Genomic DNA, 26,194 nt, shown 5'->3' with positions numbered 1-26,194 from the left:
GCGAGCGCGCCGAAGCGGCGGTCCGGGCCGGTCAGCAGCCGGCCTTGTAGAGGATCTTCTGCACCTCCGGCTGGTCCACGTTCTGCGCGGTGACGATGGTGGCGTCCGTCGGGATCGACGGCGTGACCTGCTGCCCCTTGACCGCCGCGACCGCCTGCTCCACCCCCTTGGCCCCGATGTCCCCGGGCAACTGGGCGATGAGCGCCTGTACGACGCCGTCCTTGAGCTGCTTCACCTGCGCGGGCCCCGCGTCGAAGCCCACCATCTTGACCTGACCCAGCTTGCCCGCCTGCTGGAGGGCGGATCCGGCGCCGGTGGCCGAGTTGAGGTTCGCGGCGAAGATCCCCGTCAGGTCGGGATCCTTGGCCAGAGCGGCGTTGACGATCTTGGAAGCCTCGCCGACGTCGTTGTGCGAGTACTGCACGCCCAGGTACGTGATCCCGGGATGCGAAGCCTTGATCTCCTCCTCGAACCCCTTGATGCGGGCGTCCACGGTGCTCACGCCCGGGTCCGTGGAGATGACCAGCGCCTTGCCCTTGTCGCCGATCTGCTCCGCCAGCGCCTTGGCCGCCGCCGCCCCGCCCTTGACGTTGTCGGTGCTGATCCTGGACAGGCCGATGCCCGGGTCCTCGACCACCGTGTCCACCAGGATGATCTTGATGCCCTGCTGCTTGGCCTGGGTCAGCGGCGCGATCATGGCCTTGACGTCGGTCGGCGCGATGATCATGGCGTCCGGCTTGCTCGCCACCACCGAGTTGACGATCGGCGTCTGCAACGTCGGGTCGAACTTCTGCGGCCCCTGGACGTCCAGCGCCACGCCCAGCTCCTTGGCCTTGGCCTTCGCCCCGCAGGCCATGGTCTCGTAGAACTCCTCGCCCGCCAGCCCCTGCACGAGCGTCACCCTGACCTGGCCGCCGCCTCCGCTCTGCCCGCCCTGCCCGCCGCAGGCGGCGATCGTCAACAGCAGCGTTCCCAGAGCTGCCACAGCCTTGCGCATCGTGGTGCCTCCTCCTACTGGTCCCGAGCCCTGCGCCTCCACTGGTCGACGTAGACGGCGGCGACGAGCACGGCGCCCACCACCACCTGCTGCCAGAACGGCCGCACGCCCAGGATCTGGAAGCCGTTCTGCAGCACGACCGGGATGAACACCCCGATGACCGTCCCGGCCACCGTCCCCACGCCGCCGAACAACGAGGTGCCGCCGATCACCACGGCGGCGATGGCCTGCAGGTTGTCGGTGGAGTGGGCGGACACGCCGGTGATGCCGTACTTGGCGAGCGACAGGTGCCCGGCCAGCCCGGCCAGCAGGCCCGCCAGGCCGTACACCTTGATCAGGTGCCGGCGCACAGCCACGCCGCCGCGCCGGGCGGCCTCGGCGTTGGACCCGATCGCGTACGTGTGCCGCCCGAAGCGGGTCCAGGCGAGCATGAGCGCGAGCGCGGCCGTGATGGCAGCGCAGATCCACACGATCAGCGGCACGCCCAGCCAGCGCGCCAGCCCGAGACCGAGGTTCAGGTCCGTGGGGGCGCGCAGATCGACCCCGCCGGTGAGCAGCAGGGCCCCGCCGAGCGACATGCCCAGCGTCCCGAGCGTCACGATCAGCGCGGGGATGCGGCCCAGGGCGATCAGCACACCGTTCAGCACGCCCCACGCCAGCCCCGTCACGAGGGCGGCCAGAGTGCCGAGCGCGAGCGAGCCGGTGGCGTCCATGACCTCGGCGGCCGCCACGGCCGAGAACACCAGCACCCCGCCCACCGACAGGTCGATCCCCGCCGTGATGATCACGTACGTCATGCCGGTGGCGAGCAGCAGCAGGATGGCCGCGTCGCTGACGAGGTTGAGCAGGTTGAACGAGGTGGGGAACGTGGTGGGCGCCAGGATCGAGAACGCCGCCAGCAGCGCGACCAGCACCAGGCCGATCCACACGACCTGCAGCTCCCCCAGCCGCACCCCCTTCATAGGCCGCCCTCCCGCCCGGACCCCTCGCCGTCCCCATCCCGCGCTTCGATCGCTCCGGTCATGGCCCCGACCAGCTCCTCCATCGAGACGCGCGCGGTCTCGAAGCGGGCCACCCGGCGTCCGAGCCGCAGCACCTCCACCCGGTCGGACACCGCCATCACGTCCTGCATGTTGTGGCTGATCAGCACCACGGACACGCCCGAGTCGCGCACCCCGCGGATGAGGTCGAGCACGCGCTGGGTCTGCACGACCCCGAGCGCGGCCGTGGGCTCGTCCATGAACACCACCCGCCGCGCCCACGTCACCGCCCTGGCCACCGCGACGCCCTGCCGCTGCCCGCCGGACAGGCCGGAGACCGGCGCGGTCTGGGACGCGAGCCGCACGCCGAGCCGTTCGCACGCCTCGCGCGTGGCCCGGCGCATGGCGGCGTTGTCCAGTACGCCGAGCAGGCCGAGGAGGCCGGGCCTGAGCAGTTCCCTGCCGAGGAAGAAGTTGGCCGCGGGGCTGAGGTCGGCGCAGAGCGCGAGGTCCTGGTAGACGGTCTCGATCCCGGCGCCCCTGGCCTCCTCGGCGGAGCCGAACGCCACCGGCTCGCCGTCCACCTCGACCGTCCCGGCGTCCGGCCGTTCGACGCCCGAGAGGATCTTCGCGAGCGTGGACTTCCCCGCGCCGTTGTCGCCGATCAGCGCGACCACCTCGCCGGGCCGGAGGGTGAAGTCCGCGCCGCGCAGCGCCTCGACGTGGCCGTAGCTCTTCATGATCCCGCGGGCGGCGATCAGTGGTACGGCCATAAGAACATCAAGAAGCCGATTGACATCGTTGTCAAGGCCGCGCGGCCGTCAGGGGACCCGCGATCCCGCCGCGAGGTCGTGGTAGGCCTCCCACAACTCGCCCAGGAACAGCCGGCCGAACCGCACCAGCCCCGCGGCCCCGTCGGGCCCCCACGTGCGGAACGTCGTCAGCTGGTGCAGGAAGTCCGGCAGGTGGATGCGGATGATCCCCGCGGCGACCACCTCGGCCTCCGCGTCGTCCGCCGGGCGGGTGTGCCCGCGCAGGATCCGGACGTACAGGGTGGAGGTGTCGGACCACATGTCGGCCCCGGGGTCGTCGTGCACGTCCTTGACCCCGGTGAGCGTCAGCGGAGCGTCCCCGTCGCCGGTGAAGTGCAGGCGGTAGAGCATGCGCCGCCGGGCCGGGTCCTCTCCCGCCACGAACAGGTTGAACGACCCGCCCTCCACCCGCAGGCGGCCGCCGCCGAGCACGGGACAGGTCACCCACCCGGCGGCGGACGCCTCGTGCCCGGCGTCGGCCACGAACCGCTCGACGTCGCCGGCGGTGATGGTCAGGTGGACCGCCAGCGGGTGCCCGTTCGCGCGTCCCAGCCGCTCGCCCTCCTCCGGGTCGGCGGAGCCGGGCATGACGTGGCCGCGCATCTCCTCGGTGAAGCTCAGGCCGGACGAGACCCCGGCGCGCCGCGCCGCCGTCCGGGGCGCGGTCTCCAGGACGTGCTCGCAGGCCCGGTCCGAGATCGCGGCGATGGTCAGCGAGGGGTTGACGCCGACCGGGCCGGGCACGCAGGCCCCGTCCAGGACGTACAGGCCCGGATGCCCGAACACCTCGCCGTACTCGTCCACGACGCCCTCCGCGGGGTGGCGGCCCATCGGGGCGCCGCCGAGCGGGTGCACCGTGATCACCTTGCGGGCCAGCCACAGGGGGTTGTCGCGGTAGCCGGCCCGCAGGACCCGCGCCATGTCCCGCATGACCCCGCGCATCGTGGTGAAGTACGGCATGGACGTGGCGGTCGTCCAGTCGACGTCGAGGTAGCCGCGGCGCAGGCGCATGACGCCGTCGGGGACGTCGCGGCCCATGCCGAGCAGGCCCAGCGACCCGTCGGACAGGTGCCCGTCGCCGAGCAGCGCGGCCAGTTCGGCGTTGATCCGGCTGCTCGGCGAGTGGCTCAGCAGGGCCCCGATCCTGCGCAGCACGAACCTGCCGGCCCTCCTGGCCTGGCCGCGCACCCCCGCGAACTCCCCCAGCCACTCGGCGAAGGGCGGGTAGCCCGCGTCCTCGACCAGGAAGCCCCGGCGGTCCCCGTGCCCCGAGTCGGCCGCGTCCGGCACCCGGATGGCGCTGGTGATCACCGGTCCGCGGCTGCCCTCCAGCGAGCGGTGGCGGCCCGCGCCGTCGCGGGCGTCCGTGACCAGCGTGAGGAGGTCGCCGTTGCCGCTGAAGCGGGCCCCGAGCATGGGGCTCAGGCCGGGGAACTCCGAAGCGCAGGTCAGCAGCAGGTACGTCGTCCCGAGCGTGCCCGCGGCCAGGACGAGCCGGTCACAGGTGATCGTGCGCTGGGGCAGCCGCCGGGTGTTGACCCGCCGCCGGTCCTCGCGCGGTTCGTGCACCACGTAGCTCACGGCGTAGCCGCCGCCGGGAGCGGGGGCGAGCCACCGTACCTCGTGCAGGGTGCGCAGGTCGGCGCCGGCGTGCCGGGCCGCCGACAGGTAGGTGTGGTCGAGGGAGTTCTTGGCGCCGTCGTTGCAGCCGAGGTCGCACTCGCCGCGCAGCCGGCACGTCGTACGCGGCAGGCCGTGCAGGTTGCCGTACTCCGGGTCCGGGATGGGCAGCCCGGGAGCGGGATGGCCGCCGGGCTCCGGGGCGAAGGCGACGGCCAGCGGCGGCAGCTCCCACTCCAGTCCCAGCCGCCCGGCCGCCTCGCGCATGGCGAGGGTCTTGGCCGTGGTGTCGTACGGCGGCTGGCCGAGGGGGTAGCGCTGGGGCTGGAGCATCCGCTCCACGGCGTCGTAGTGCGGGTCGAGGTCGGCCCGCGTGACGGGCCAGTGCTCGTAGCCGCCGCCGGGCAGCGGGCTCTCCTTCACGAACCACCGCTCCGGCTTGCGCAGCAGCACATTGGCGTAGATGAGGGAGCCGCCGCCGAGCCCGCTGGAGACGGCCGCGCCGAGCCCGCGGAAGCTCCACAGGTCGAACAGGCCGTACAGGCCCTCGCTCGGGTCCCACAGGTTGCGCGCCATCGCGGCGGGCGCGCGCGGGAACGACCCCGGCGGGTACGACCGGCCGCGCTCCAGCACGACCACCCGCAGCCCCGCTTCCGCGAACCGGTAGGCCGCCACGGCGCCGCCGAACCCCGAGCCCACCACGACGACGTCGGCGTGCTCGCGGGCAGGACGTCTTGCCTGGTCAGAACCGTTATGGCGCATTGTCTCTCCCTCGTCCGGACAGGTCCGAAAAGTCGGGGAGATGTAGAATGCAAGAGTAACCGATCGGTGAGCTGAGCACCGGAACCAGGAAGTCCAGGAGTCCAGACCAGGTCTGCCGGCCCGGGGCCGGCAGCGGCCCGAGATCGTGGCGATCGGTATGCATGGACGACCCGCTACACACGAACGCGTCGTACCCTTCACCGCCGGAGACGGCAAGAACCTGCGCCTCGTCAACGTGCGCGGGCACGCCCCGCCGGCCAAGGCCCCGGTCCTCCTCGTGCACGGCGCGGGGGTCCGGTCCAAGGTGTTCCGTGCGCCGGTGCCCGCCAGCATCGTCGACATGCTCGTCTCTCAGGGCTACGACGTCTGGCTGGAGGACTGGCGGGCCAGCATCGACCTGCCGCCCAACCCGTGGACCCTCGACCAGGCGGCGGGATACGACCACCCCGCCGCGGTGCGCAAGGTCGTCGAGGAGACCGGGGCCGACCGGATCAAGGCGATCATCCACTGCCAGGGCTCGACCTCGTTCATGATGTCCGCGTGCGCGGGCCTGGTGCCCCAGGTCGACACGATCATCACGAACGCGGTGTCCCTGCACCCGGTCGTGCCGCGCTGGTCGCGGGCCAAGCTCCGGTACGCGGTGCCGGTCACGCGCAGGTTCCTGCCCTACCTCGACCCGTCCTGGGGCGACCACCCGCCTCCGGGCGCGGCCGCGCTGATCACGCAGCTGGTCAAGGCCGCCCACGCCGAGTGCGGGAGCACGGTGTGCAAGCTGGTCAGCTTCACGTACGGCAGCGGGTGCCCCGCGTTGTGGCGGCACGAGAACCTCGGCGCGGCCACGCACGACCTCTGGATCCCGCACGAGTTCGGCCCGGTGCCGCTGACCTTCTTCCGGCAGATGGACAAATGCGTGCGCAGCGGCCATCTGGTCAGCTACGAGCACATCGACGGCCTGCCGGACGACTACACGGCGCAGGAACCGCGTACCGACGCCCGGATCGTCTTCCTGGCGGGCGAGCTGAACCGCTGCTTCCTCCCGGAGAGCCAGCGCCGGTCCTACGACTTCTTCTCCCGCTTCGCCCCCCACCACTCCTTGCACCTTCTCTGCGGATACAGCCATCTGGACGTGTTCTTCGGCGAGCGCGCCCACCGCGACGTCTTTCCGCTGATCATCGAGGAGCTGGCCGGCACGCCGGCCCGGCACAGGGGGGACCGATGACCTTCACCGCACGACGCCGGCGCCCAGCCGGCAGAGTCGCCGGCCGATTCGCCAACGTGGACGGCATCCCGTTCCGGATGCCGGTGGGGACGCGGAGCAGCCCGGCGCTCATCGCCGCCTACCCGATCGACCCGCGCGGCGCGCGTGAGGCGCTGCCGGAGGAGCTGAGCCCGTACCGGATCCGCGGCGAGGGAGTGCTGCTGATCGCGGTCGTGGACTACCAGGACACCCCGATCGGCACGTACGTGGAGTTCTGCACCGGGATCCTGTGCACGCCGGGCGGCCGGCCCGCCCCACCGCTGCTCCCGCTGCTGTTCCGCTCGGCCTTCGGCACCGGCGTCCACATCGGCGACATGCCGGTGAGCACCGAGATCTCCGTCAAGGGCGGCCTCGGCATCTGGGGCATGCCCAAGCGGCGGGCCTCGCTCGACTTCGTCACCGACGGGTCCACGGTCAGCAGCCAGTACGACCTCGACGGGCGACTGGTCATGCGCGTGGACGTGCCGCGCCCGCCGCGGGCGTGGCTGCCGATGCGGTTCACCGGCATCGGCTACGCCTCCTTCCGCGGGATGCTCTGGAAGTCGTCCGTCACGCTCTGGGGCCGGATGGGCCTGTCGTGGGGCGGCGGCCCGGAGAGCCGGCTCCTGCTCGGCGACCACGAGCGGGCGGACTGGCTGAAGCGGCTGGACATCCGCGACCGGCCGTTCCTGACGGCCTTCATCCCCTCCGTGCGCGGGGTGCTCCACGACCACGTGGAGGGCTGGTTCCGCACGTCGGCCACGCCGCCCCCGCCGCCCCGGGAGGGCCTGGAGTCCGTGGTCGGGCTGGGGCTCGGGCAGGACCGGCTGCCGCCTCCCGACCGCGCGGCGACGGACCGCCTCCTGGGCCTGCCCCGGCCACGCGAGTACGCCACGCCGATGCCGTAGCCGACCACTCACAGAAACCCGCCGCCGACCGCCCACGGGGAGATCCGATGAAGCACCGACTCCGTATCGCCGCGCGCCTCACCGCCGCCTCCGCCCACGCCACCGCGCCCGCGCCCGAACGCGCCGAAGCGCCCGAACGCGTCCGGCCGCCCGCCGGGCGGGAACCGCCGGTCGCCGGGGCCGGCTATCGCCGCTCGTGGTTCTGGACCGCCTACGACGCGCTGGCCCGGGCGCTCGACCACCGCTTCGGCTGGGACCGGCTGCCCACTCCGCTCGGCCTGGCGGTCCTGGTGGGCATCCGCAACCGGCTGCGCAAACAGAACCTGTACGACACCGGCCGCCTGCCCTCCGTCGGCCCGCCGCCGCCCGCCCCGGATCCAAAGGGCTACGACGAACGGCGCACAGCCGACGGCTCGTACAACGACGTGGACCATCCGGCCATGGGCATGGCCGGGACCCGGTTCGGGCGGAACGTCCCGTTGGACCACGCGTACGCCGAGCCTCCCGAGCGGGTCATGACGCCGAACCCGCGCACGATCAGCCGGCGGCTCATGACGCGGACCGAGTTCCAGCCCGCGCGCTCCCTCAACGTCCTGGCCGCGACCTGGCTGCAGTTCATGATCAGGGACTGGTTCAGCCACGGGATCAGCCCGTCGGAGGACCCGTGGACCATCCCGCTGGAGCCGGGCGACGACTGGCCCGAACCCCTGCTGACGATCCCGCGGGTCCCTCCCGACCCGACCCGCCCACCCGGCTACGAGGGCCCGGCGACCTCGCTGAACACCCTCACCCACTGGTGGGACCTGTCGCTGGTCTACGGCCTGAGCGACGAGGAGCAGCGCGCCCTGCGCACCGGAACCCGGGGGAGGATCCGCCATCGCCCGTCCGGGACCCGGGCGATGGCGGGCGGCAAGGCCGACCCGACCCGCGAACCGGGCTTCTGGCTCGGCCTGGTGATGATGCAGGGGCTGTTCGAGCACGAGCACAACGCCATCTGCGAGCGGCTGCACGCCGAGTATCCGGCCTGGGGCGACGACGAGCTGTTCGAGCGCGCCAGGCTGATCAACGCCGCGCTCGTCGCCAAGATCCACACCGTGGAGTGGACGCCCGCGGTCCTCAGCCACCCCACGGCGGTGACCGGCCTGCGGGCCAACTGGTGGGGCCTGGCCTCCGAGCCGATCAACAGAGCGCTGGGCAGGATCAGCCAGAGCGAGACGATCAGCGGCATCCCGGGTTCGCGCACCGATCACTTCGGGGTGCCGTTCAGCATCACCGAGGAGTTCGCGGCCGTCTACCGGATGCACCCGCTGATCCCCGACGACTACAGCCTGCGCCACCTGCGCGACGACTCCCGGATCCGCGACACCACGCTGCGCGAGCTGTCCGGCCCCGCAGCGCTGCGGGTCGCCTCGGCCATCTCCGCCGCCGACCTGCTGTACTCCTTCGGGACCGAGCACCCGGGCGCGATCGTCCTGCACAACTTCCCGCGCCTGCTGCAGGAGTTCGAACGCCCCGACGGCAAGCTGGTGGACCTGGCGGCCACGGACCTGATCCGCTGCCGGGAGCTGGGCGTGCCCCGCTACAACGAGTTCCGCAGGCTGCTCAACCTGCCGCCGGCGAGCGGGTTCGACACGCTCACGGACGACCCGACGCTGGCGGAGGAGCTGCGCGAGGTGTACGCGGACCGGCTGGAGGACGTCGACCTGGTCGTGGGCATGTTCGCCGAGAAGCGCCCGGAAGGGTTCGCCTTCAGCGACACGGCCTTCCGGGTCTTCATTCTCATGGCCTCGCGGAGGCTCAACAGCGACAGGTTCTTCACCCCTGACTACGCCGAGCGCGTCTACACGAGGGCAGGGCTGGACTGGATCGCGAACAGCAGCATGGCCTCCGTGATCCTGCGCCACCATCCGGAGCTGCGCCCGGCCCTGCACCGCGTGGGGAACGCGTTCGCGCCGTGGCGCCGGTCCGGCGTCACGGCCTGAGGTGCTGTCCCCGCCGCGTCAGGCGAGCCGGTCGTCGTCCGACGGCAGATTGACGCCCGCCGCGGCGGGGACCGGCATGCCGGCATCCACCCAGTCCAGCAGCTTCGTGCCGGGGCAGTCGGTGTTGCCCACCTGGCTGTGGCCCCGCTTGTCCAGCGTACGGCCGGCCTTGGCGCAGGCCTCGTCGTACAGGGCCCGGAGCGCCATCTTCACGGCGTCGGTCGGGCTGTTCAGGCCGATGTAGGCGCATCCGATGCCGCGGACGTTGTGATCCGTGGCGTGGGCCCCCTGCACGTCCCAGCCTCGGCCCTCGTACACGGTGCCGTCGTCCCGCACGAGGAAGTTGTAGCCGATGTCGTTCCACCTCCGCTCGTCCATGTGGAAGTCCTGGATCTGCCGCGGCGTCTGCGTCGTCGGTCCCTCGGTGTGGTGGACGACGAACTCGGTGCGCTTCGACCACGGGACCTTGACGACGGCGTCCGGGTCTGCCGGCGGGCGGGCGTTCCAGGCACTGCGCTTGACGATCTTGACCGTCATGGTCTCTCCCCCTAGTTAAGTGCTCGACTTTCGCAGGTTAGGCAGCAGAGGAGCGGGAGAGAGAAATGCGACGCGCGGGGATGCCGGGATCGTTGGCCATATTTCATCCTGCCTTGGGCGACTTGGGCCTTGATGGGCAGATGGCCCGAGAATGTGCTGGTTGATGGGTAGGGGCACCGTCAAGGCGCCCCTTTCCCGTTACGCGGCGCAGTCGTAGAGGCCGTCCTGGCCGTCCACGGCCTTGCAGTTCTGCTGGACCCAGGTGGTCACCTCGGTGTTGCCCCGGCCCGGACCGCCGCGGTCGCCGCCCGACAGAACGTAGCGGAGTTGCCCGGAGGAGGTGAGCTCTTTGAGGCGATCCACGGTCATGGCGGCGTCGCTGCCCGTGAAGCCGCCCATGGCGAGCACGGGCCTGCCGGTGGACAGGATGGTCGGCGAGGCCTGCATGGCGCTGTTCACCGCGACCAGCCAGGTGGCCTTGCCCTGGTTCGCCAGGAGGTACTTGACCATGGAGTCGCTCATCCCGCCGCCGGGGCCGCCGCCCATGAAGCCCGCCCGGCCGGTCCGTGCCGTCCCGTCGCCCGCGTCCTGCCCGGTGGGCAGCTGGCCGTTGGAGGTCTGGCCGGGGAAGTCGCGGCCGGGGAACTGGCCGCCCGGGAACTGACCGCCCATCCGGCCGAAGCCCATCTGCCCCGCATTCGGGCCGGCGGTCGGGTTCGTCCCGTTCACCTGCGACCCCAGCGGCGTGACGGCGTACGCGGCGGGCCCGGCCAAACCGGCGACCACCGTGGCCGCCAGCGCGAGGGCGGCGATCCTGACCGTCACCTGCGCCCGTACCCTGGCCAGCACCAGCACCACCACGGCCGCCAAGGTCGCCCCGAGCACGACCCAGGCCAGCCACGGCGCCCAGTCGGGCGTGCGGCGCAGCACCACGAACGACCAGCCGCCCGTCAGCGCCACCGCCAGCGGCAGCACCCAGGCCCAGGTCCGCGAGCGGCGATACTCCTGCCACATGGCCACCCCGCCCAGTCCGCACAGCGCGGCCACGGCGGGCGCCATCGCGGTGGTGTAGTACGGGTGGAAGGTGCCGCTGGAGAAGCTGAACACGACGTAGTGGACGACCAGCCAGCCGCCCCACACCAGCCACGCCGCCCCGGACGGGCCCTCGATCCGGCGCACCCGCATGACCGCGGCGAACGCCAGCGCCACCACGCAGAACGGCAGCAGCCAGGAGATCTGCCCCGCCAGGATGTCGTTGAACAGCCGCCCGGCCCCGGACTCCCCGCCGAAGCCGCCACCACCACCGCCACCACCGGGTCCACCGCCGGGGCCGCCGCCCTGGCCGAAGATCCGGCCGAGCCCGTTGTAGCCGATCACCAGGTCCCAGACGGAGTTGTCCGTGGAGCCGCCGACGTACGGCCGCGAGTCGCGGGGCCAGAGGTCGACGATCACCATCCACCAGGCGCTCGACACCAGCATGACCAGACCGGCCGCCAGCAGGTGCCCCACCCGCCTGAGCCACGGCACGCGGGCGCAGAGCAGGTACGCCAGCGCGAAGGCCGGCACCACCAGGTAGGCCTGGAGCATCTTCGCGTTGAAGGCCAGCCCCACGAAGAGCGCGCACACCAGCAGCGACCGCAGGCGCCCGGTACGCAGCGACTCCAGGCAGAACCAGGCCGCCAGCACGAGCAGCAGCACGAGGATCGTGTCGGGGTTGTTGTCCCGGTTGATCGCCACGGTGATCGGGGTGAGCGTCATGGCCACGGCCGCGACCAGGGCCGCCGCGTCGGCGTACGTCCTCCCGGAGCAGGCGCGGCGCACGGCCGAGTAGACGAGGCCGACGGCGGCCACCCCGGCCAGGGCCTGCGGGAGCAGCATGCTCCACGTGCCGTAGCCGAAGATCCGCGCGGACAGCCCCATCACCCACAGCGCCAGCGGCGGCTTGTCCACGGTGATGAACGATCCGGCGTCGAGCGCGCCGAAGAAGAACGCCTTCCAGCTCTGCGTGCCGGACAGGACGGCGGCGGCGTAGTACTCGTTGGCGTTGCCGCTCAGCCCCCACGCGTACAGGACGAACGCGGCGGCGAGCACCGCCCACATGGCGGGCCGCGACCAGCGCGGGTCCTCCTCGGCGCCCAGCAGGACGCGTGCGGGCAGGCTGCGGCTCGTGGCGGCCCGGTGCCCGGGCCGCATGGCGGTGGCGGTCATCGTGCCGTCCTCCGCCTGGGGTTGAAGACCCACACGCGCAGCAGCAGGAAGCGGACGAGCGTGGCCGCCGCGTTGGCGATGATGACCGCGACCAGCTCCACCCCGTGCGAGACGCCGGCGGGCAGCAGCGCGAGGCTCCCCGAGGTGAGCGCCAGCCCGACGAAGAACGCGATCAGGCCCTCGAACTGGTGCCGCATCGCCCCGACCGAGCCCTTGACGCCGAACGTGAAGCGGCGGTTCGCGGCGGTGTTGGCCACGGCCGTGACCAGCAGCGCGACCGCGTTGGCGGCCAGCGGGGAGACGATCTGCCGCAGCAGCGAGAACAGCGCCAGGTACGCCAGCGTGCTCACCACGCCGACGATCGCGAACCTGGGCAGCTGCTTGGCCATCCCCTTCGGCAGCTCGGCCCGCTGGACCCGGGCCGGCACCGGGATGCGGGCCGCCCCCGACAGCGTCTTACGCGCGACCCTGGCCAGGCCGCGCAGGTCGTCGAGCGCGGTCTGGATGATGTCGACCCGGCTGTCCGGATCGTCCACCCAGTCCACGGGCACCTCGTGGATGCGCAGCCCGTGCCGTTCGGCGAGCAGCAGCAGCTCGGTGTCGAAGAACCACTGCTCGTCCTCGACGCCGGGCAGCAGCGCCTGCGCGATCTCCGTGCGGACGGCCTTGAACCCGCACTGCGCGTCCGAGAACCCGGCCCCCATCACCGAGCGCAGCAGCAGGTTGTACGAGCGGGAGATGAACTCGCGCTTCGGCCCCCGCTCGACCCGCGATGCCCTGGCCAGGCGGGTGCCGATGGCCAGGTCGCTGTGGCCGGACAGGAGCGGCGCGACCAGCGGGAGGAACGCGTCGAGGTCGGTGGAGAGGTCCACGTCCATGTAGCTGACGACGTCGGCCTCGCTCTGCGACCAGACCAGCCGCAGCGCCCGGCCCCGGCCCTTCTCGTCGAGGTGCACGGCCCGCACGTGCGGGAGCTCCTGGGAGAGCTCCGTGGCGATCTGCCAGGTGTTGTCGGTGCTGGCGTTGTCGGCGATCGTGATGCGGAAGCCGTAGGGGAAGTTCCCGGTGAGGTACGTCTGCAGCCGGGTGATGCTCCCGCGGAGCGCCCGCTGCTCGTTGTAGACCGGGACGACCACCTCGACCAGGCGCGTCCTTACTGCTGTTATCTCCATGCAGCCAGCTCACGGGTCGGGTCTTTAACGGGACTTATCCGATTCTGAGTTACGCATGAGAGTTCCGGGAAGGTCCATTGTCGCGATCGCTCCACCACCGGGCGCGTTCGCCAGACGTACCTCTCCCCCGGCCTCCGCGACGGCCTGCGCCACGATCGCCAGGCCCAGCCCGGATCCGGGCAGGCCACGGGCGGACGGGGAGCGCCAGAAGCGCTCGAAGACGTGCGGCAGCTCCTCCTCCGGCAACCCTGGGCCGTGGTCCCGCACGGACAGCCGGCCGTGCGACAAGGACACCTCGACCTGGCCGCCTGGGCTGAACTTCGCGGCGTTGTCGATGAGGTTGAGCACGGCGCGTTCGAGGGAGGTGGCGCTGCCGACGACGTACCAGGGCCTGAGGTCGCTGACCACCTCGGCGCCGCGCAGCCTGGCCCGCTCGACGGCCGCCGTCACGACCTCGTGGAAGGGCAGCTCGACGTGCGGCTCGTGCTCTGTGTCGCCCCTGGCCAGCTGGAGGAGGTCGGCGACGAGCGTGGACAGCTCGGCGAACTGGGCCTTGACGTTGGTGAGCAGGCGTTTCTTGGCGTCGGGGTCGAGGCTGCGGCCCGTCTGCTCGCTGCGGAGGAGGAGGTCGATGTTGGTGCGCAGGGTGGTCAGGGGGGTGCGCAGCTCGTGGCCGGCGTCGGCGACGAGCTGCTTCTGACGCTCGCGGGAACCGGCCAGGGCGGTGGTCATGGCGTTGAAGGAGGATGAGAGCCGGGCGATCTCGTCGTTGCCGGTGACGGGGATGCGGGTGTCGAGGTCCTCTGTCTGGGCGATGTGCTCGACCGCTCTGGTGAGGCGCCCCACAGGACGCAGAGCGGTCCGGGCGATGAGCAGGCCCGCTGTCGCGGCGCCCAGCACTCCCAGTGCGGACACAAAGCCGAGCAGCAACGCGACGTTGCGCAGGGTGTCCTGCAGATGCCCCATCGGCCGGGCGTCCATGACGGCGCTCCCAGGGCCGACATTGGCGGTCATGATGCGCATGGGCGTGCCGTCCTCGGCCAAGCCGTTGTGGAAGTGCGGCCCGCCGCCCCGCGACGCGATGTCGAGGTCCTCCTGCGTGATCTTGAGCGCCGAGCCCAGGTAGCAGGTGGGGCGACCGTCGCTGTAGATGATCTGCGTCGACTGCGGCGGGCCATAGGGTCCCGGGGTTTCGGGCGCGGGCAGGCAGTTCTTGACGAGCCAGGGCAGGTCGCCCTTGTGCTTCAGATCCCGGTCCACCTGGTCGTAGAGCTGCCCGCGCACGATCATGAAGCACGCGCCCGCGCTGATCGCGATGGCCAGGGCTACGGCCGCGGTGACCAGGAGTGTGAGGCGGGTGCGGAGGCTGCGCCAGATCACGGCGTGGCCCGTAGGACGTACCCCACCCCGCGCACCGTGTGGATCACGCGGGGCTGCCCCCCGGCCTCGGTCTTGCGCCGCAGGTACATGACGTACACGTCGAGCGAGTTGGACGTCGGCTCGAAGTCGAACCCCCACACCTCGCTGAGGATCTGGTCCCTCGTGAGCACCTGGCGCGGATGCGCCAGGAACAGCTCCATCAGCAGGTACTCGGTCCGCGTCAGGTCCAGCCGGCGGTCGGCGCGCGTGACCTCTCTGGTCGCCAGGTCCATGCGCAGGTCGCCGTACGTGAGCGTGTCGGCGCCCTCGGCGGGGCTCGAGCTCAGCGCGCCCCGCCGCAGCAGCGCGCGGACGCGGGCCAGCAGCTCGTCCAGCTCGAACGGCTTGACAAGGTAGTCGTCGGCCCCCGCGTCGAGCCCCGAGACCCGGTCGCCCACCGCGTCGCGGGCGGTGAGCATGAGGACCGGGATGTGGTTGCCCGAGGCGCGCAGGCGCCGGCACGCGGTCAGCCCGTCGAGCCGGGGCATCATGACGTCGAGCAGCACGGCGTCGTAGGTGTCGGCCGCGACCGCGTCCAGCGCCGCCTGCCCGTCGTTGGCCGTGACGACCTTGTAGCCCTCGAACTCCAGGCTCGACTGCAGCGCCTCGCGCAACGCGGGCTCGTCGTCCACCACCAGCAACCGTGCGGGCTCACTCATGCGACAAACGCTAGAGGCTCATCATGAAAACCTGATAAACGCCATCATGCGCGTTCCATGAGATCACCACGCCACAGGCATCGCCTTGAGCCCGAAGATGGGGCCGTCGCTCTTGATCGGCAGTTCCTCGTCCGGCACGGTGACCCGCAGGCCGGGGATGCGCTCGAACAGCGTGCGCAGCGCGATCTCCATCTCGGCCCTGGCCAGGTTCTGGCCGAGGCACTGGTGGACACCGTACCCGAACGCCACGTGGTGGCGCGCCCCGCGCTCGACGTCGAACTCGTCCGGCCGCTCGAACGCCCGCTCGTCCCTGTTGGCGGAGGCGCCGAGCACGAAGATGCCCTCGCCCTCCCTGACGAGCTGTCCGTCGATCTCCTGGTCCTCGACGGCCACCCGGTCGAACGCCACCCAGTCCACGATCGAGTGGTAGCGCAGCAGCTCGTCCATCGCCATGGGCCACCTGTCCGGGTTCTCGCGCAGCGCGGCGAGCTGGGCGGGGTGGCGCAGGAGGGTGAGGGCGGAGAGCGGGATCATGTTCGCGGTGGTCTCGTGGCCCGCGACGAGCAGCAGGAAGGTCACGCCCACCAGCTCGGCATGGGTGAGCTGACCGCTCTCGATCAGCCGCCCGAGCAGGTCGTCCTTGGGCTGCTGCTCCGCCTTGGCGACCAGGGTGTCGAGGTAGTCCCTGAGCGCCATGATCGCGGCGAAGCTCGCGTCGGGGCCGTCGGCGCTGGAGAGCATCTCGCGGGTGCGCGACTGGAAGAACTCGCGGTCGTCGACGGGGACGCCGAGCAGCTGGCAGATGACCAGCGACGGCAGCGCCAGCCCGAACGCCTCCACCAGCTCCGCCTCGTCGCCCTTGGCCAGCATGTCGTCGATGAGCTCGTCCACGGTGCGCTGGATGCCGGGCCGCAGCTCCTTGACGCGCCTGACGGTGAACTCGGGGATGAGCAGCCGCCGGAACCGGCCGTGCTCGGGCGGGTCGAGGTCGATGAAGTGTCCGATCGCGAACTCCTTCGCCGCGGCCCGCTCCTCGGGGGTGGGCGGCTCCGGCCTGAACGCCCAGTTGGGGTGACCGGGAGTCGCCGGGTTGGTGCTGATGCCCGTGCCCGACAGGACCTGTTTGGCCGCGGCGTGCCGGGTGACGAGCCAGACGTCCCCGCCGGGGAGCGAGGCCCGTACGAGGGGGGCCTGCTCGCGCATCCGCTCGTACTCGGGCGGAGGCGCGAACGGACAGGTGCGCTGGACAGGGAAGGTTTCGGCCATAGTCTGCTCCCGTACAAGCCGGATCGCATTGCTTACTTACGCGAAAGTAAGCAATCGTGGGCCGGTCGTCAAGTGATGGGAGCGGGATGGCAGGGCGGCGGACGGACACCAGGGACCGGATCCGGCAGGTGGCGCTGGAGCTGTTCGCCGAGCAGGGGTACGAGCAGACCACGCTGCAGGAGGTGGCCGAGCGGCTGCAGATCACCCGGCCGGCGCTCTACTACCACTTCAGCACCAAAGAGGCGATCCTGGAGAGCGTCGGGGAGCGGCTGGCCGAGTCGATCGACGAGCTGGTGGAGTGGGGGCACGCGCAGCCCAGGACCCCCGAATCGAGGCGGGAGATCCTGCGGCGGATCGGCGAGCTGCTGGAGGGGCAGTGGCGTCCCCTGTTCAAGTTCGCGCAGGTCAACCAGGGCGTGATGCAGGGCCTGCCGGCCGGTGAGCGGATGCAGGCCGGGATCGTCAAGATGGTGTCCCTGCTGGAGGATCCGGAGTCCGGCCCGGTGCGGAAGTTCGAGGCCCGGCTGGCGGTGTTCGCGGTGATCCTGGGCAGCGTGCCGTTCCTCTTCGACCTGGACGTGCCGGAGGCGGAGCGGTCGGCCGTGGCCATGGAGGTGGCCACGAGGCTGATCTCGGAGGATTAGCCCAGGAGGCCGGCCCAAGCCGCAGGGGATCAGCGCTTCAGCACCGCCATGGCCGCGTTGTGGCCGGCGATGCCGCTCACGCCGCCGCCCCTGCGGGCGCCGGCGCCGCACATCAGGATGCGCTCGTGCTCGGTCTCCACGCCCCACCGCTCGCCCTCTTCCGCGTACGGCCAGCTCAGGTCGGTGTGGAAGATGTGGCCGCCGGGCAGCCCGGCCTCGTTCTCGAGGTCGACCGGGGTCTTGGCCTCGGCACACAGGGTGCCGTCGGGAGCCCTGAGCAGGCATTCCTCGATGGGCTCGGCGAGGACGGAGTTGATGGAGGCGAAGGTGGCGTCCAGGGCGGCCTTTCTCGCTTTATCCGGATTTTTCCGGAAAAGGCGGGCGGGCATGTGGAGGCCGAACAGCGTCATCGTCTCGGCCCTGCCCCTCAGCCCCGGCCCGAGGATCGACGGGTCGGTCAGCGAATGGCAGTAGACCTCGGCCGGCGGCAGCTCCGGGATCTCCCCGCGCGCCGCCTGCCCGTAGGCCGCGGCGAGCTGGTCGCGGCTCTCGTTGATGTGGAACGTGCCGCTGAAGGCCGCCCGAGGGTCCACGGACGCGTCCTTCAGCCGGGGCAGCCTCGTCAGCACCATGTTGACCTTCAGCTGCGCGCCCTCCGGCACCTCCCCGGGCCTGCCCAGCACCCGGTCGAGCACGGCCGGCGGCAGGTTGACCAGCACGTGGCCGCCGTTCACCGTGTGCTCGCCGCCCTCGTCCGCGAACGTGACCTCGCCGGACGGCGAGATCCCGACGATCTCGGCCCCGGTCCTGATCTCGGCGCCCGCCCGCCTGGCGGCCGCCTCGAGCGCCCCCGAGACGGCGCCCATGCCGCCGACGGGGACGTTCCACTCGCCGGTGCCGTCGCCGATCACGTGGTAGAGGAAGCACCGGTTGGCGAGCAGGTCGGTGGCGGGGTCGGCGAACGTGCCGATGAGCGCGTCGGTCAGCACCACGCCGCGCACGGTGTCGTCCCCGAACCGCTCCTCCACGGTCCGCCCGATCGGCTGCCTGAACAGGTCCCGCCACGCCTCGGGGCCGACGAGCCGTTCGACCTCGGCGGCGGACGGGAGGGGTTCGAGCAGAGTGGGCGCCAGCGCCTGCGCCACGCGCGCGGTCATGGCGTAGAAGCCCTGCCACGCCTCGTGGTCGGCCTCGCCGCCGGTGACGCCCCTGAACGAGGCCGCCGTGGCCGCCGCGTCCTCGTTGTCGACGAGCAGGCCGGTGCCGCCCTTGGGCGTGTACGAGGCGTAGCGGCGGCGGCGCAGCTCCAGGTCCAGCCCCAGGTCACGGACGATCGCGGAGGGCAGGAGGCTGACGAGGTAGGAGTAGCGCGACAGCCGTACGTCGACGCCCGGGAAGGCCCGCGTGGAGATCGCCAGGCCGCCCACGTGGTCGTGGCGTTCCAGGACGAGCACGCTGCGCCCCGCTCCGGCCAGGTAGGCGGCCGCCACCAGCCCGTTGTGCCCGCCTCCGGCCACGATCACGTCATACGACCCCATCACCGCACCATACGACCCCACCCACACCATCCGTCAACGCCCACTCTCGGACATTTCTCCCGATCCGCCGGGTCACTGGCGGGCGCCGCACCCCCTGTGTGATCCTCAGGTGGACCGCCACCTGATCAGCCCTGCAAGCTGCTGAGCTCCACGCAAAATCCCGTAAAATACGCTTTTCGCCCTAGTAGGCCAGGACTCACCCAAGGAGCACGAAACTCACCATGCGCAGCACCCCCGACTCCGTTCTGCAGCCGTCCGACGAGGTCGCCGAGGCCCTGGCGAGTGGCGCGCCCGTCGTCGCCCTGGAGTCCACGATCATCTCCCACGGGCTGCCGCAGCCGCGCAACCTGGAGGTGGCGCGCGAGCTGGAGGGGATCGTGCGGGCGGCCGGCGCCGTCCCGGCCACGATCGCCGTGCTGGACGGCGTGCCCCGCATCGGCCTCAACGAGGTGGAGCTGGAGCGGATCGCGACCGAGTCCGGCCTGCGCAAGCTGGGACAGCGGGACCTGCCCGTGGCGGCGGCGCTGAAGGCCAGCGGCGCCACCACCGTGTCGGCCACGTCGTTCCTCGCCGCCCGCGCCGGCATCCGCGTCTTCGCCACCGGCGGCCTCGGCGGCGTGCACCGCGGCTGGACCGAGGACCAGGACGAGTCCGCCGACCTCGACACGCTGGCCCGCACCCGCATCACCGTCGTCTGCGCCGGCGTCAAGTCGATCCTCGACGTGCCGGCGACGCTGCAGCGCCTGGAGACGCGCGGCGTGACCGTTGCGGGCTACCGTACGGACACCTTCCCCGGCTTCTACCTCCACTCCTCCGGCCAGCCGATCGAATGGCGGATCGAGTCGCCCGCCGACGCGGCGGAGATCATGCGGGGCCAGGACGCGCTCGGCGGCCAGGAGACGGCGCTGATCGTCGCCAACCCCGTCCCCGTGGACCAGCAGCTCGACCCCGAGCTCCATGACCGCGTGCTGGCCGAGGCGCTGGCCGCCGCCGAGCGGCAGGGCGTCAAGGGGCAGGCGATCACGCCGTTCCTGCTCGGCTACCTGGTGGACGGCACCGGCGGGGCCTCCCTGGAGGCCAACCTGGCCGCCGTGCGCGGCAACGTCGCCCTGGCCTCGCAGATCGCCCGGTCATGGGCGCGCCCGTGACGGACGGGGTGACGGGCAGTGTGACAGGCGGGGCCCTGCTCGTCATCGGCGACGTGGTCACCGATGTGGTGGCGTTGCATGGTTCGCCGGTCATGTCGGGCACCGACACGGCGGCCGACATCGTCCTGCGCCCCGGCGGCTCCGGCGCGAACACCGCCGCCTGGGCCGCCCGCCTCGGCGCCGAGGTGCGCCTGCTGGCCAGGCTCGGGTACGACAGCAGCGAGTGGCACACCACCGAGCTGGCCAAGACGGGGGTCCGGCCGCACGTCTCGGTCGATCCCGACCGCCCCACCGCCGTCGTGATCGCGATGGTGGACCGGAGCGGCGAGCGTACGATGCTCACCAACCGCGGCGCGGGCGGCCTGATCTCCGAGGCGGACTGGGACCCGGCCCTGCTCGACGGCGTCGCCCGGCTCCACCTGTCGGGCTACCTGCTGTTCGCGGAGGGCGGGCTGCGGCTGGCCAGGCTGGCGATGGCCGAGGCCGCCGCCGCCGGGATCGCGATCAGCGTCGACCCGGCCTCCACCGGCCCGCTGCGCGACTTCGGGGTCGAACGTTTCATCCGCGAATCCGCCCCCGCGGGCCTGATCCTCCCGAATCTTGATGAGGCCCTCTTGCTGAGTGGAGCCACGACGGCGGAGCGCGCCGCCGTACTCTTGAGTGAGACATACGGCACAGCGATCGTGAAGCTGGGAGCACGGGGCGCGCTGGCCGCCGTGGACGGCGAGGTCGTCGCGGCGGCGGCAGGTGTGTCCACCGAGGTCGTGGACTCGACGGGAGCGGGTGACGCGTTCGCCGCCGGGTACCTCACCGGGGTTCTGCAGGGTGTCGGCGAGGAGGCGGCTTTGGAGGTAGGTTGCCGTGCTGGTGCCGCATGTGTGGCCCAGGTGGGCGGTCGGCCACGGTACGGTTTGGATCTGAACCGTCTTTACCCTATTCACACTGATTGATAGCTTGCCGCGTAAGCTACACCATTAGCCACACGCGTTTCGGTCAGCACCACGCGGCTCACTGGGGAGGATAAGGTCCGCCGATGGAAGTCGAGTCATCGATCTGCCTGAGCGACCTAGTCCCTGCTCTGCGCTGGAGCCGCCCGCAGCAGGTGGCCGAAGCACTGGCCGATCCGCGGCTGCCGGCAGGATGGTGGCACTCCCTCGCGCTGTCGAGGGCGCTCGGCACGGCGGGGCTCGACTGGATCTGCGAGCGGCTGGCGCGCCTGGCCTCCTCTCGCTGGGACCATCTGCCGCTGGCCGACCTGCTGCCCGCGCTGACCGTCCACCACATCGATCCGGCGCTGCCAGGCTGGCCCGAGGACACCCGTACGGCGATCACCGGGCTCGGCGGCTGGCAGCGGCTGCGCCGCCTGTCCCCCAGCGACCTGGGCACGCCGTCGGCAACGCCCGAAGTGGTGATCGGCTCCGTCTTCCGCGAGATCCTCGGCCGCATCCCGGCCCAGCGTCCGGCCCCCGCGGCCGATCATCCCGAGGTCACCCGGCCGCTCGTCCGGGGCACGGGCTCCTTCCCCGTCCAGGCCGATCCGGTGCCCCAGACCGGCATGTTCGCCGCCCAGAGCGGCGCCGCCGCCGAGCAGCGCCCCGACGCCGCGCCGCAGCGCCCGGCCGCCGCCGCGGACCAGCGCCAGACGGGCTCGTTCCCGGCCCAGCAGCCCTCGGGCACCGGCCCCCAGGCCGCCCAGGGGCCGGACAGCGGCCGCCAGACCGGCTCCTTCCCCTCGATATCCGACCGCCCTGGCGCCCCCTCCCAGGACCGCCAGGTCGCCCCCTCGCAAGACCGCCAGACCGGCCCGTCCCAGGACCGCCAGACCGGCTCCTTCCCGGCCCAGCCGGATGCCGGTGGGCCGGCGCGGCAGACGGGGTCGTTCCCCGCGCAGACCGGCTCGTTCTCCGCGCAGCCGCAGAGCGGCTCGTTCCCGGCGCAGGGGTTCGCCGGCGAGGGCCGCCCGGCCCCCGGCCAGCCTGGCCAGGCCGACCGCGCCCCACAGCGCCCCGCGAGCCCCCAGTCCGACGCCCAGCCCGGCGGTCCCAGCACCGGGTCGATGCCCGCGATCCCGGGCGGTCCCAGCACCGGGTCGATGCCCGCGGTCCCCGGCGGCCCCAGCACCGGGTCGATGCCCGCGGTCCCCGGCGGCCCCAGCACCGGGTCCATGCCCGCCGTCCCCGGCGCGCCGGGCTCCTCCAAGAGCAACGGCACCCCGAGCTACGCGGCGCCCGTTCCCACCGCTCCGCCGGCCCCCAGCACCCCCGTGCCGACCGACGCCGACCACGCGATGGTGCGGGTCGTGGACAACCTGTTCCGCAGCCTGGACAAGCTGGAGCTGGCGGTGGCCGTGCACCGGCTGTTCGCCGAGGACCCGGTCAGCCTGCGGACGCTCGCCCACAAGATGCTGGTCGACCGGGACGCGCTCTCCCAGGCCCAGCGCACGGCCGAGGAACGCGTGCTGCACTGGCTGCGCTCCTCGGAGTCCGCGCCGGTCACGGGCCACATGTTCCGCCTGACCGAATGGCTCGGCGCGGCGGCCACCGAGGACCAGCTGATCGGCGCCGACCCGGCCCACCCCGTGACGGTCCCCTCGCTGCGCACCCCGCTCTGGCGCGTGCTGGTGACGCTCATGCCCGACCGCCGCTTCCAGGACGGCTGGCTGGTCGTGGGCGACCTGCACCGCCTGCAGGACCGTACGAGGCAGCTGCTGGCCTCGAGCCCGCCCGACGCGGACGTCGTGGAACTGATGGGCGAGCTGGGCATCCGCGCCCACTCCGCCAGGGCCTGGTACGACGCCCTGCCCCAGGAGACGAGCGGCGACCCGGTGGCCGAGGCCCCGTCGCCCGCCCAGCCCCTGCCCCGCCGCACGCCGGGCGCCAACGGCCACCACCACCGGGGCGGCCAGCCCATCCCGCCGACCCCGGCGAACTCGATCGACCCGTCCGCGGCCCTGGCGACGCTCTCGGCGCTGTCGGGCGGCCGTTCGCCGATGCTCTCCGGGAACCTGGCGGGCACTCCCCCGACGCCACCTCCGCCGCTGCCGAGCCCGTCCTCGGACCCGCGCCGCTGGCAGCGCATCGAGGTGACCCCGGAGCACCTCAGGGGCGGCCCCGTGCCGGTGCCGGAGGGCTACGCGGCCCAGCTCGGCATGCGCCCCGGCACCCTGCTGTCGGTGACCGGGCCCGGGGACAACGCCATCGTCCTGGTCTGGCAGGGCCACCAGCCGGTCTTCGACTCCCTCCAGCCGGTGCTGATGCGCCTGAACGCGCGCCCCGGCGACCAGGTCTACGTCACGGTGGACGGCTACCGCCTGGAAGCCCAGCTGACGGGCTGAGCACTCGCCCTGCCGTTCAAAGGGGCGCGTCGAACAGCCGCAGCCGGTAGGCGGTGGCGGCGGCCTCGCCCCGGGTGGCGACGCCCAGCTTGGCCAGGATGTTGGAGACGTGCACGCTCACGGTCTTCGCCGAGATGAACAGCGCCTCGGCGATCTCCCGGTTGCTCCGCCCGTTAGCCACCTCCCGCAGCACCTCCAGCTCACGAGCCGTCAGCCCCAGCGGAAGCCCGTCGGCCGCCTCCTCGGCGCCTCCGATCCTGGCCCGCCGCCCGAAGGCGTCGAGCTGCTCCAGCAGCGGCGTCGCGCCCAGCCGGGCGGCCAGCTCCCGCGCGCGGCCCAGCCGCTCCGCGGCCCCCTGCCGGTCGCCGTCCGCCAGCGCCGCCTGCGCCGCGCCCACCAGGCACCGCGCCTCGGCGTACGGCTGCCGCAGCGCCGCCCACGCCCCCGCCGCCCGGTCCCAGGCCTCGAACCGCCACGCGGGCGGCTCGGCGGCGCCGTCGTCCGGCTCGGGACCCGTCAGGGCCGTGAAGGTGAGGTGCTGCGCCCGCTGGAGGTCGCCGTCGACCTCGAGCTCCCGCCCCAGCGCCCGCAGCCGCGTCAGGAGGGCCGCGCCGAGCTGCGCCAGCGGGGTGCCCACACCGGACCCTTGCTGCGGCACCACGGAGCCGAGCAGGTCGGCGATGGTCACCAGCACCGGCCAGGAGTAGCGCGGGGTCTCCACCAGATCGCGCTCCTCCAGGGCCTTCGCGGCCACCTCCACCGCGGCCTCGAGCTCCCCGCGCGCGTGCAGCAGCCGCACCTCCCTGCACAGGTGCGGCAGGACCGTCTGGTCGCGGAAGGTCCCGCGCGACAGCACGCTCCGCGACGACCCCAGCAGCCGCTCGGCCCGGTCGAACTCCCCGCGCGCCAGCGCGATGTCCGTGGCGAACCCCTGCAGGCTGGCCTGGTAGGGAGCCGGCGGCGCGAGGTCGAGCGCGTGCTCGACCACCTCCAGCGCCTCGTCCCACTGCCCCAGTGACACCAGCGGCTCGGCCAGGTTGATCGACAGGAACGCGCCGGACGTGCGGGCCAGCCCGTACTGGCGGGCCTCCTCGATGCCGTCGCGGGCCACCTGCGCGGCCCGCTCGTGGCGGCCCGCCCCCTCCAGCGCGTCGGACTCGGAGATCGCGCAGCGCATCAGCGCGTTGTACGCCTCGTCGCCGCCGGCGAGCCTGCGCGCCTCCGCGAACGCCTCCAGCTGCGCGTCGATCTCGGAGAAGCCGAATCGCGCCCAGGTGAGGTCGATCAGCGCGTGCGCCTCCACCTTGCGGTCGCCCAGCTCATGGCCGATCTTCATGGCGAGCCGGCTCGTGGCGAGCCGCTCCGACCAGACCTCCCGCCCGTGGAGCATGCGGGACAGGGTCTCCAGGACCTGGGCGTGGAGCTTGGTCGGCCGGTCGGAGGCCACCAGCGCGGCCGCCTCGCGCAGGTCGTCGACGAAGCCGGAGCGGCCCAGGTCGTAGCGGGTCAGGCCGCGCTGGCGCAGCAGCTTGGCCGCCCTGATCGGGTCGGCTTCGTGGTCGATCTCGGCGAGGGCGGCGCCGGCCAGGGCGATGGAGCGTTCGTACTCCCCGGCGAGGTGCGCGACCGTGGCCGTGTTCCTGAGCACGTCGATGCGGTCGCAGCCGATGCGCTCGGACGCGTCGGGCACCTGGTCCCACAGCTCCAGCACCCTGGACAGCATCCTGAGCTGCTCGTCATAGGCGGTGGACCTGCGGGCGACGCCGGCCGCCTGCCAGGCGCTGACCAGCGCCCAGGTGGCGTCGTGGGCGGAGTGCCAGTGGTGGGCCAGCTCGATCGCGCCGCGCGGGGCGGGCAGGATCGACAGGTCGCGCTCCAGCGCCTCGGCGAAGCGGGTGTGCAGGCGGGTGTGCTCGCCGGGCAGCAGGTCGTCGTGGAGCGCCTCGCGGATCAGCGCGTGCCGGAAGCAGTAGCCCTCGCCGTCGACGGTGAGCACGTTTCCCGCCACGGCGGGCCGCAGCGCGCTGGAGAGCGCGTTCTCGTCGAGCCCGGCGACGGCGGAGAGCAGGTCGTGCTCGATGCGCTGACCGCCGGCGCTGGCCACGCGCAGCAGCTCCTGCGTCTCGGCGGGCAGCCGCTCGACGCTGGCCAGCAGCAGGTCGCGCAGCGACTCCGGCAGCGCGACGCCGCCGCCGTCGCTGAGCAGCGCCTCCACGAACAGCGGGTTTCCCTCGCTGCGCGCGTAGATCAGGTCCATGTCGGCGGGGGACGGCTCCCGCTCCAGGATGCCGGCCGCCTGCGCGACGGCCTCCCTGCGGGTGAGCCTGCGCAGCTCGACCCTGCGCACCCGCTCGACCCGGCCCAGCTCGGCGAGGAGCGGGCGCAGGGGGTGGGTGCGGTGCAGCTCGTCGGTGCGGTACGTGACCACGATCAGCAGGCCCGCCGCGGTCGGCTGGTAGCGGACCAGGAACGACAGCAGGTCGCGGGTGGACCGGTCGGCCCAGTGGGCGTCCTCGACGATCAGCAGCACGGGCCGCTCTTCGGCCAGCCGCTCCAGCAGCCCCAGCACCTGCTCGAACAGCCGCGCCCTGGCCTCGGGCCCGTCTCCGTCCGGCTCCCCGAACTCGGGCAGCAGCCGCGCCAGCCCGCGCGTGGTGCCGCCGGGCACGAGCGCCGCCACCCCGTCGCGGCCCAGCTCGCGCACGAGCCCGCGCAGCACGGCGGTGAACGGCGCGAACGGCAGGCCCTCGGTGCCCAGCTCCAGGCATCCGCCGACGAGCACCAGGGCGTCGTCGGCCCGATCGGTGAACTCCTTGATCAGCCGGGTCTTGCCGACCCCGGCCTCGCCGCCGACGAGCACGGCGGACGACGCCCCGGCACGCGCCCCGACCAGCGCGTCGCCGAGAGCGGCGAGCTCACGGGCGCGCCCGACGAAGCGGGGACTGACGGCATGGATACTCACGCCCTAAGA

General features: G+C 72.5%; 19 protein-coding genes. 7 read left to right on the top strand and 12 right to left on the bottom strand.

Translation table 11 applies throughout. The features are described 5' to 3' along the window. Positions 1-31: 31 nt before the first annotated feature. The 4 genes from ACIHFD_RS03360 to ACIHFD_RS03345 are packed head-to-tail and all read right to left on the bottom strand — an operon-like array spanning position 32 to position 5,171. Positions 32-997 carry an ABC transporter substrate-binding protein gene (locus tag ACIHFD_RS03360; RefSeq protein ID WP_397365362.1) on the bottom strand — a complete coding sequence of 322 codons (966 nt, stop codon included), beginning with the start codon at positions 995-997 and terminating at the stop codon, positions 32-34. Between the two features lie 14 nt (positions 998-1,011). After that, positions 1,012-1,959 carry an ABC transporter permease gene (locus ACIHFD_RS03355; RefSeq protein ID WP_355194914.1) on the bottom strand — a complete coding sequence of 316 codons (948 nt, stop codon included), beginning with the start codon at positions 1,957-1,959 and terminating at the stop codon, positions 1,012-1,014. Continuing rightward, the gene (locus tag ACIHFD_RS03350; protein WP_397365361.1) at positions 1,956-2,750 is read right to left on the bottom strand and encodes an ATP-binding cassette domain-containing protein; all 795 of its coding nucleotides are present in this window, start codon (positions 2,748-2,750) and stop codon (positions 1,956-1,958) included. The genes ACIHFD_RS03355 and ACIHFD_RS03350 overlap by 4 nt, the downstream gene beginning before the upstream one ends. 48 nt (positions 2,751-2,798) lie before the next feature. After that, entirely contained in the window at positions 2,799-5,171 is a 2,373-nt protein-coding gene (locus ACIHFD_RS03345; protein WP_397365360.1) for a GMC family oxidoreductase, read from the bottom strand. A 157-nt stretch (positions 5,172-5,328) separates the two neighbouring features. Here ACIHFD_RS03345 and ACIHFD_RS03340 point away from each other — a divergent pair, with 157 nt between their 5' ends. From ACIHFD_RS03340 to ACIHFD_RS03330, 3 genes are read left to right on the top strand one after another with little or no spacing between them, the layout of a single operon-like run. Next, the gene (locus ACIHFD_RS03340; protein WP_397365359.1) at positions 5,329-6,390 is read left to right on the top strand and encodes a hypothetical protein; all 1,062 of its coding nucleotides are present in this window, start codon (positions 5,329-5,331) and stop codon (positions 6,388-6,390) included. Beyond that, complete coding sequence (locus ACIHFD_RS03335; RefSeq protein ID WP_397365358.1) at positions 6,387-7,316, top strand: acetoacetate decarboxylase family protein; 930 nt, start codon at positions 6,387-6,389, stop codon at positions 7,314-7,316. The genes ACIHFD_RS03340 and ACIHFD_RS03335 overlap by 4 nt, the downstream gene beginning before the upstream one ends. Positions 7,317-7,363: 47 nt before the next feature. Continuing rightward, positions 7,364-9,298, top strand: coding sequence for a peroxidase family protein (locus ACIHFD_RS03330; RefSeq protein ID WP_397365357.1), 1,935 nt, complete (start codon positions 7,364-7,366; stop codon positions 9,296-9,298). A gap of 18 nt (positions 9,299-9,316) precedes the next feature. Here the strand turns inward: ACIHFD_RS03330 and ACIHFD_RS03325 are convergent, their stop codons facing one another. The 6 genes from ACIHFD_RS03325 to ACIHFD_RS03300 all read right to left on the bottom strand — a co-directional run bounded on the left by ACIHFD_RS03325 (position 9,317) and on the right by ACIHFD_RS03300 (position 16,559). Further along, positions 9,317-9,835, bottom strand: a complete 519-nt coding sequence (locus ACIHFD_RS03325) for an N-acetylmuramoyl-L-alanine amidase (RefSeq protein WP_397365356.1) — start codon at positions 9,833-9,835, stop codon at positions 9,317-9,319. A 198-nt stretch (positions 9,836-10,033) separates the two neighbouring features. Then, on the bottom strand, positions 10,034-12,043 hold the full coding sequence (locus ACIHFD_RS03320; RefSeq protein ID WP_397365355.1) for an ArnT family glycosyltransferase: 2,010 nt from the start codon (positions 12,041-12,043) through the stop codon (positions 10,034-10,036). Beyond that, entirely contained in the window at positions 12,040-13,215 is a 1,176-nt protein-coding gene (locus tag ACIHFD_RS03315; protein ID WP_397365354.1) for a glycosyltransferase, read from the bottom strand. Before ACIHFD_RS03315 ends, ACIHFD_RS03320 begins: the two co-directional genes overlap by 4 nt. A gap of 24 nt (positions 13,216-13,239) precedes the next feature. Beyond that, positions 13,240-14,595, bottom strand: a complete 1,356-nt coding sequence (locus ACIHFD_RS03310) for a sensor histidine kinase (protein WP_397365353.1) — start codon at positions 14,593-14,595, stop codon at positions 13,240-13,242. After that, entirely contained in the window at positions 14,592-15,293 is a 702-nt protein-coding gene (locus tag ACIHFD_RS03305; protein WP_350722270.1) for a response regulator transcription factor, read from the bottom strand. Before ACIHFD_RS03305 ends, ACIHFD_RS03310 begins: the two co-directional genes overlap by 4 nt. Before the next feature lie 63 nt (positions 15,294-15,356). Further along, a complete protein-coding gene (locus ACIHFD_RS03300) occupies positions 15,357-16,559 on the bottom strand; it encodes a cytochrome P450 (protein WP_397365352.1) in 1,203 nt (400 codons plus the stop codon). An 86-nt stretch (positions 16,560-16,645) separates the two neighbouring features. Here ACIHFD_RS03300 and ACIHFD_RS03295 point away from each other — a divergent pair, with 86 nt between their 5' ends. Beyond that, the gene (locus tag ACIHFD_RS03295) at positions 16,646-17,203 is read left to right on the top strand and encodes a helix-turn-helix domain-containing protein (protein WP_363965430.1); all 558 of its coding nucleotides are present in this window, start codon (positions 16,646-16,648) and stop codon (positions 17,201-17,203) included. Positions 17,204-17,232: 29 nt separating this feature from the next. On the opposite strand, the gene ACIHFD_RS03290 is transcribed toward ACIHFD_RS03295, so the two are convergent. Beyond that, positions 17,233-18,741 (bottom strand): phytoene desaturase family protein, encoded by a 1,509-nt coding sequence (locus ACIHFD_RS03290; protein WP_397365351.1) that lies wholly within the window; start codon positions 18,739-18,741, stop codon positions 17,233-17,235. Positions 18,742-18,962: 221 nt separating this feature from the next. On the opposite strand from ACIHFD_RS03290, the gene ACIHFD_RS03285 reads away from it, so the two are divergent. The 3 genes from ACIHFD_RS03285 (at position 18,963) to ACIHFD_RS03275 (ending at position 23,223) form a co-directional block, all read left to right on the top strand. Then, positions 18,963-19,889 (top strand): pseudouridine-5'-phosphate glycosidase, encoded by a 927-nt coding sequence (locus ACIHFD_RS03285; RefSeq protein WP_350722277.1) that lies wholly within the window; start codon positions 18,963-18,965, stop codon positions 19,887-19,889. Further along, a complete protein-coding gene (locus tag ACIHFD_RS03280) occupies positions 19,874-20,839 on the top strand; it encodes a carbohydrate kinase family protein (RefSeq protein WP_397365350.1) in 966 nt (321 codons plus the stop codon). The genes ACIHFD_RS03285 and ACIHFD_RS03280 overlap by 16 nt, the downstream gene beginning before the upstream one ends. Positions 20,840-20,922: 83 nt before the next feature. After that, complete coding sequence (locus ACIHFD_RS03275; protein WP_397365349.1) at positions 20,923-23,223, top strand: hypothetical protein; 2,301 nt, start codon at positions 20,923-20,925, stop codon at positions 23,221-23,223. 16 nt (positions 23,224-23,239) lie between these two features. Here ACIHFD_RS03275 and ACIHFD_RS03270 read toward each other — a convergent pair whose 3' ends face one another. After that, positions 23,240-26,185: an AAA family ATPase gene (locus tag ACIHFD_RS03270; RefSeq protein ID WP_397365348.1), complete on the bottom strand. Its 2,946-nt coding sequence runs from the start codon at positions 26,183-26,185 to the stop codon at positions 23,240-23,242. Between the last annotated feature and the right edge of the window lie 9 nt (positions 26,186-26,194).

The sequence above is a fragment of the Nonomuraea sp. NPDC051941 genome (assembly GCF_044593615.1).
This window is presented reverse-complemented; position numbering and strand designations above follow the sequence as displayed.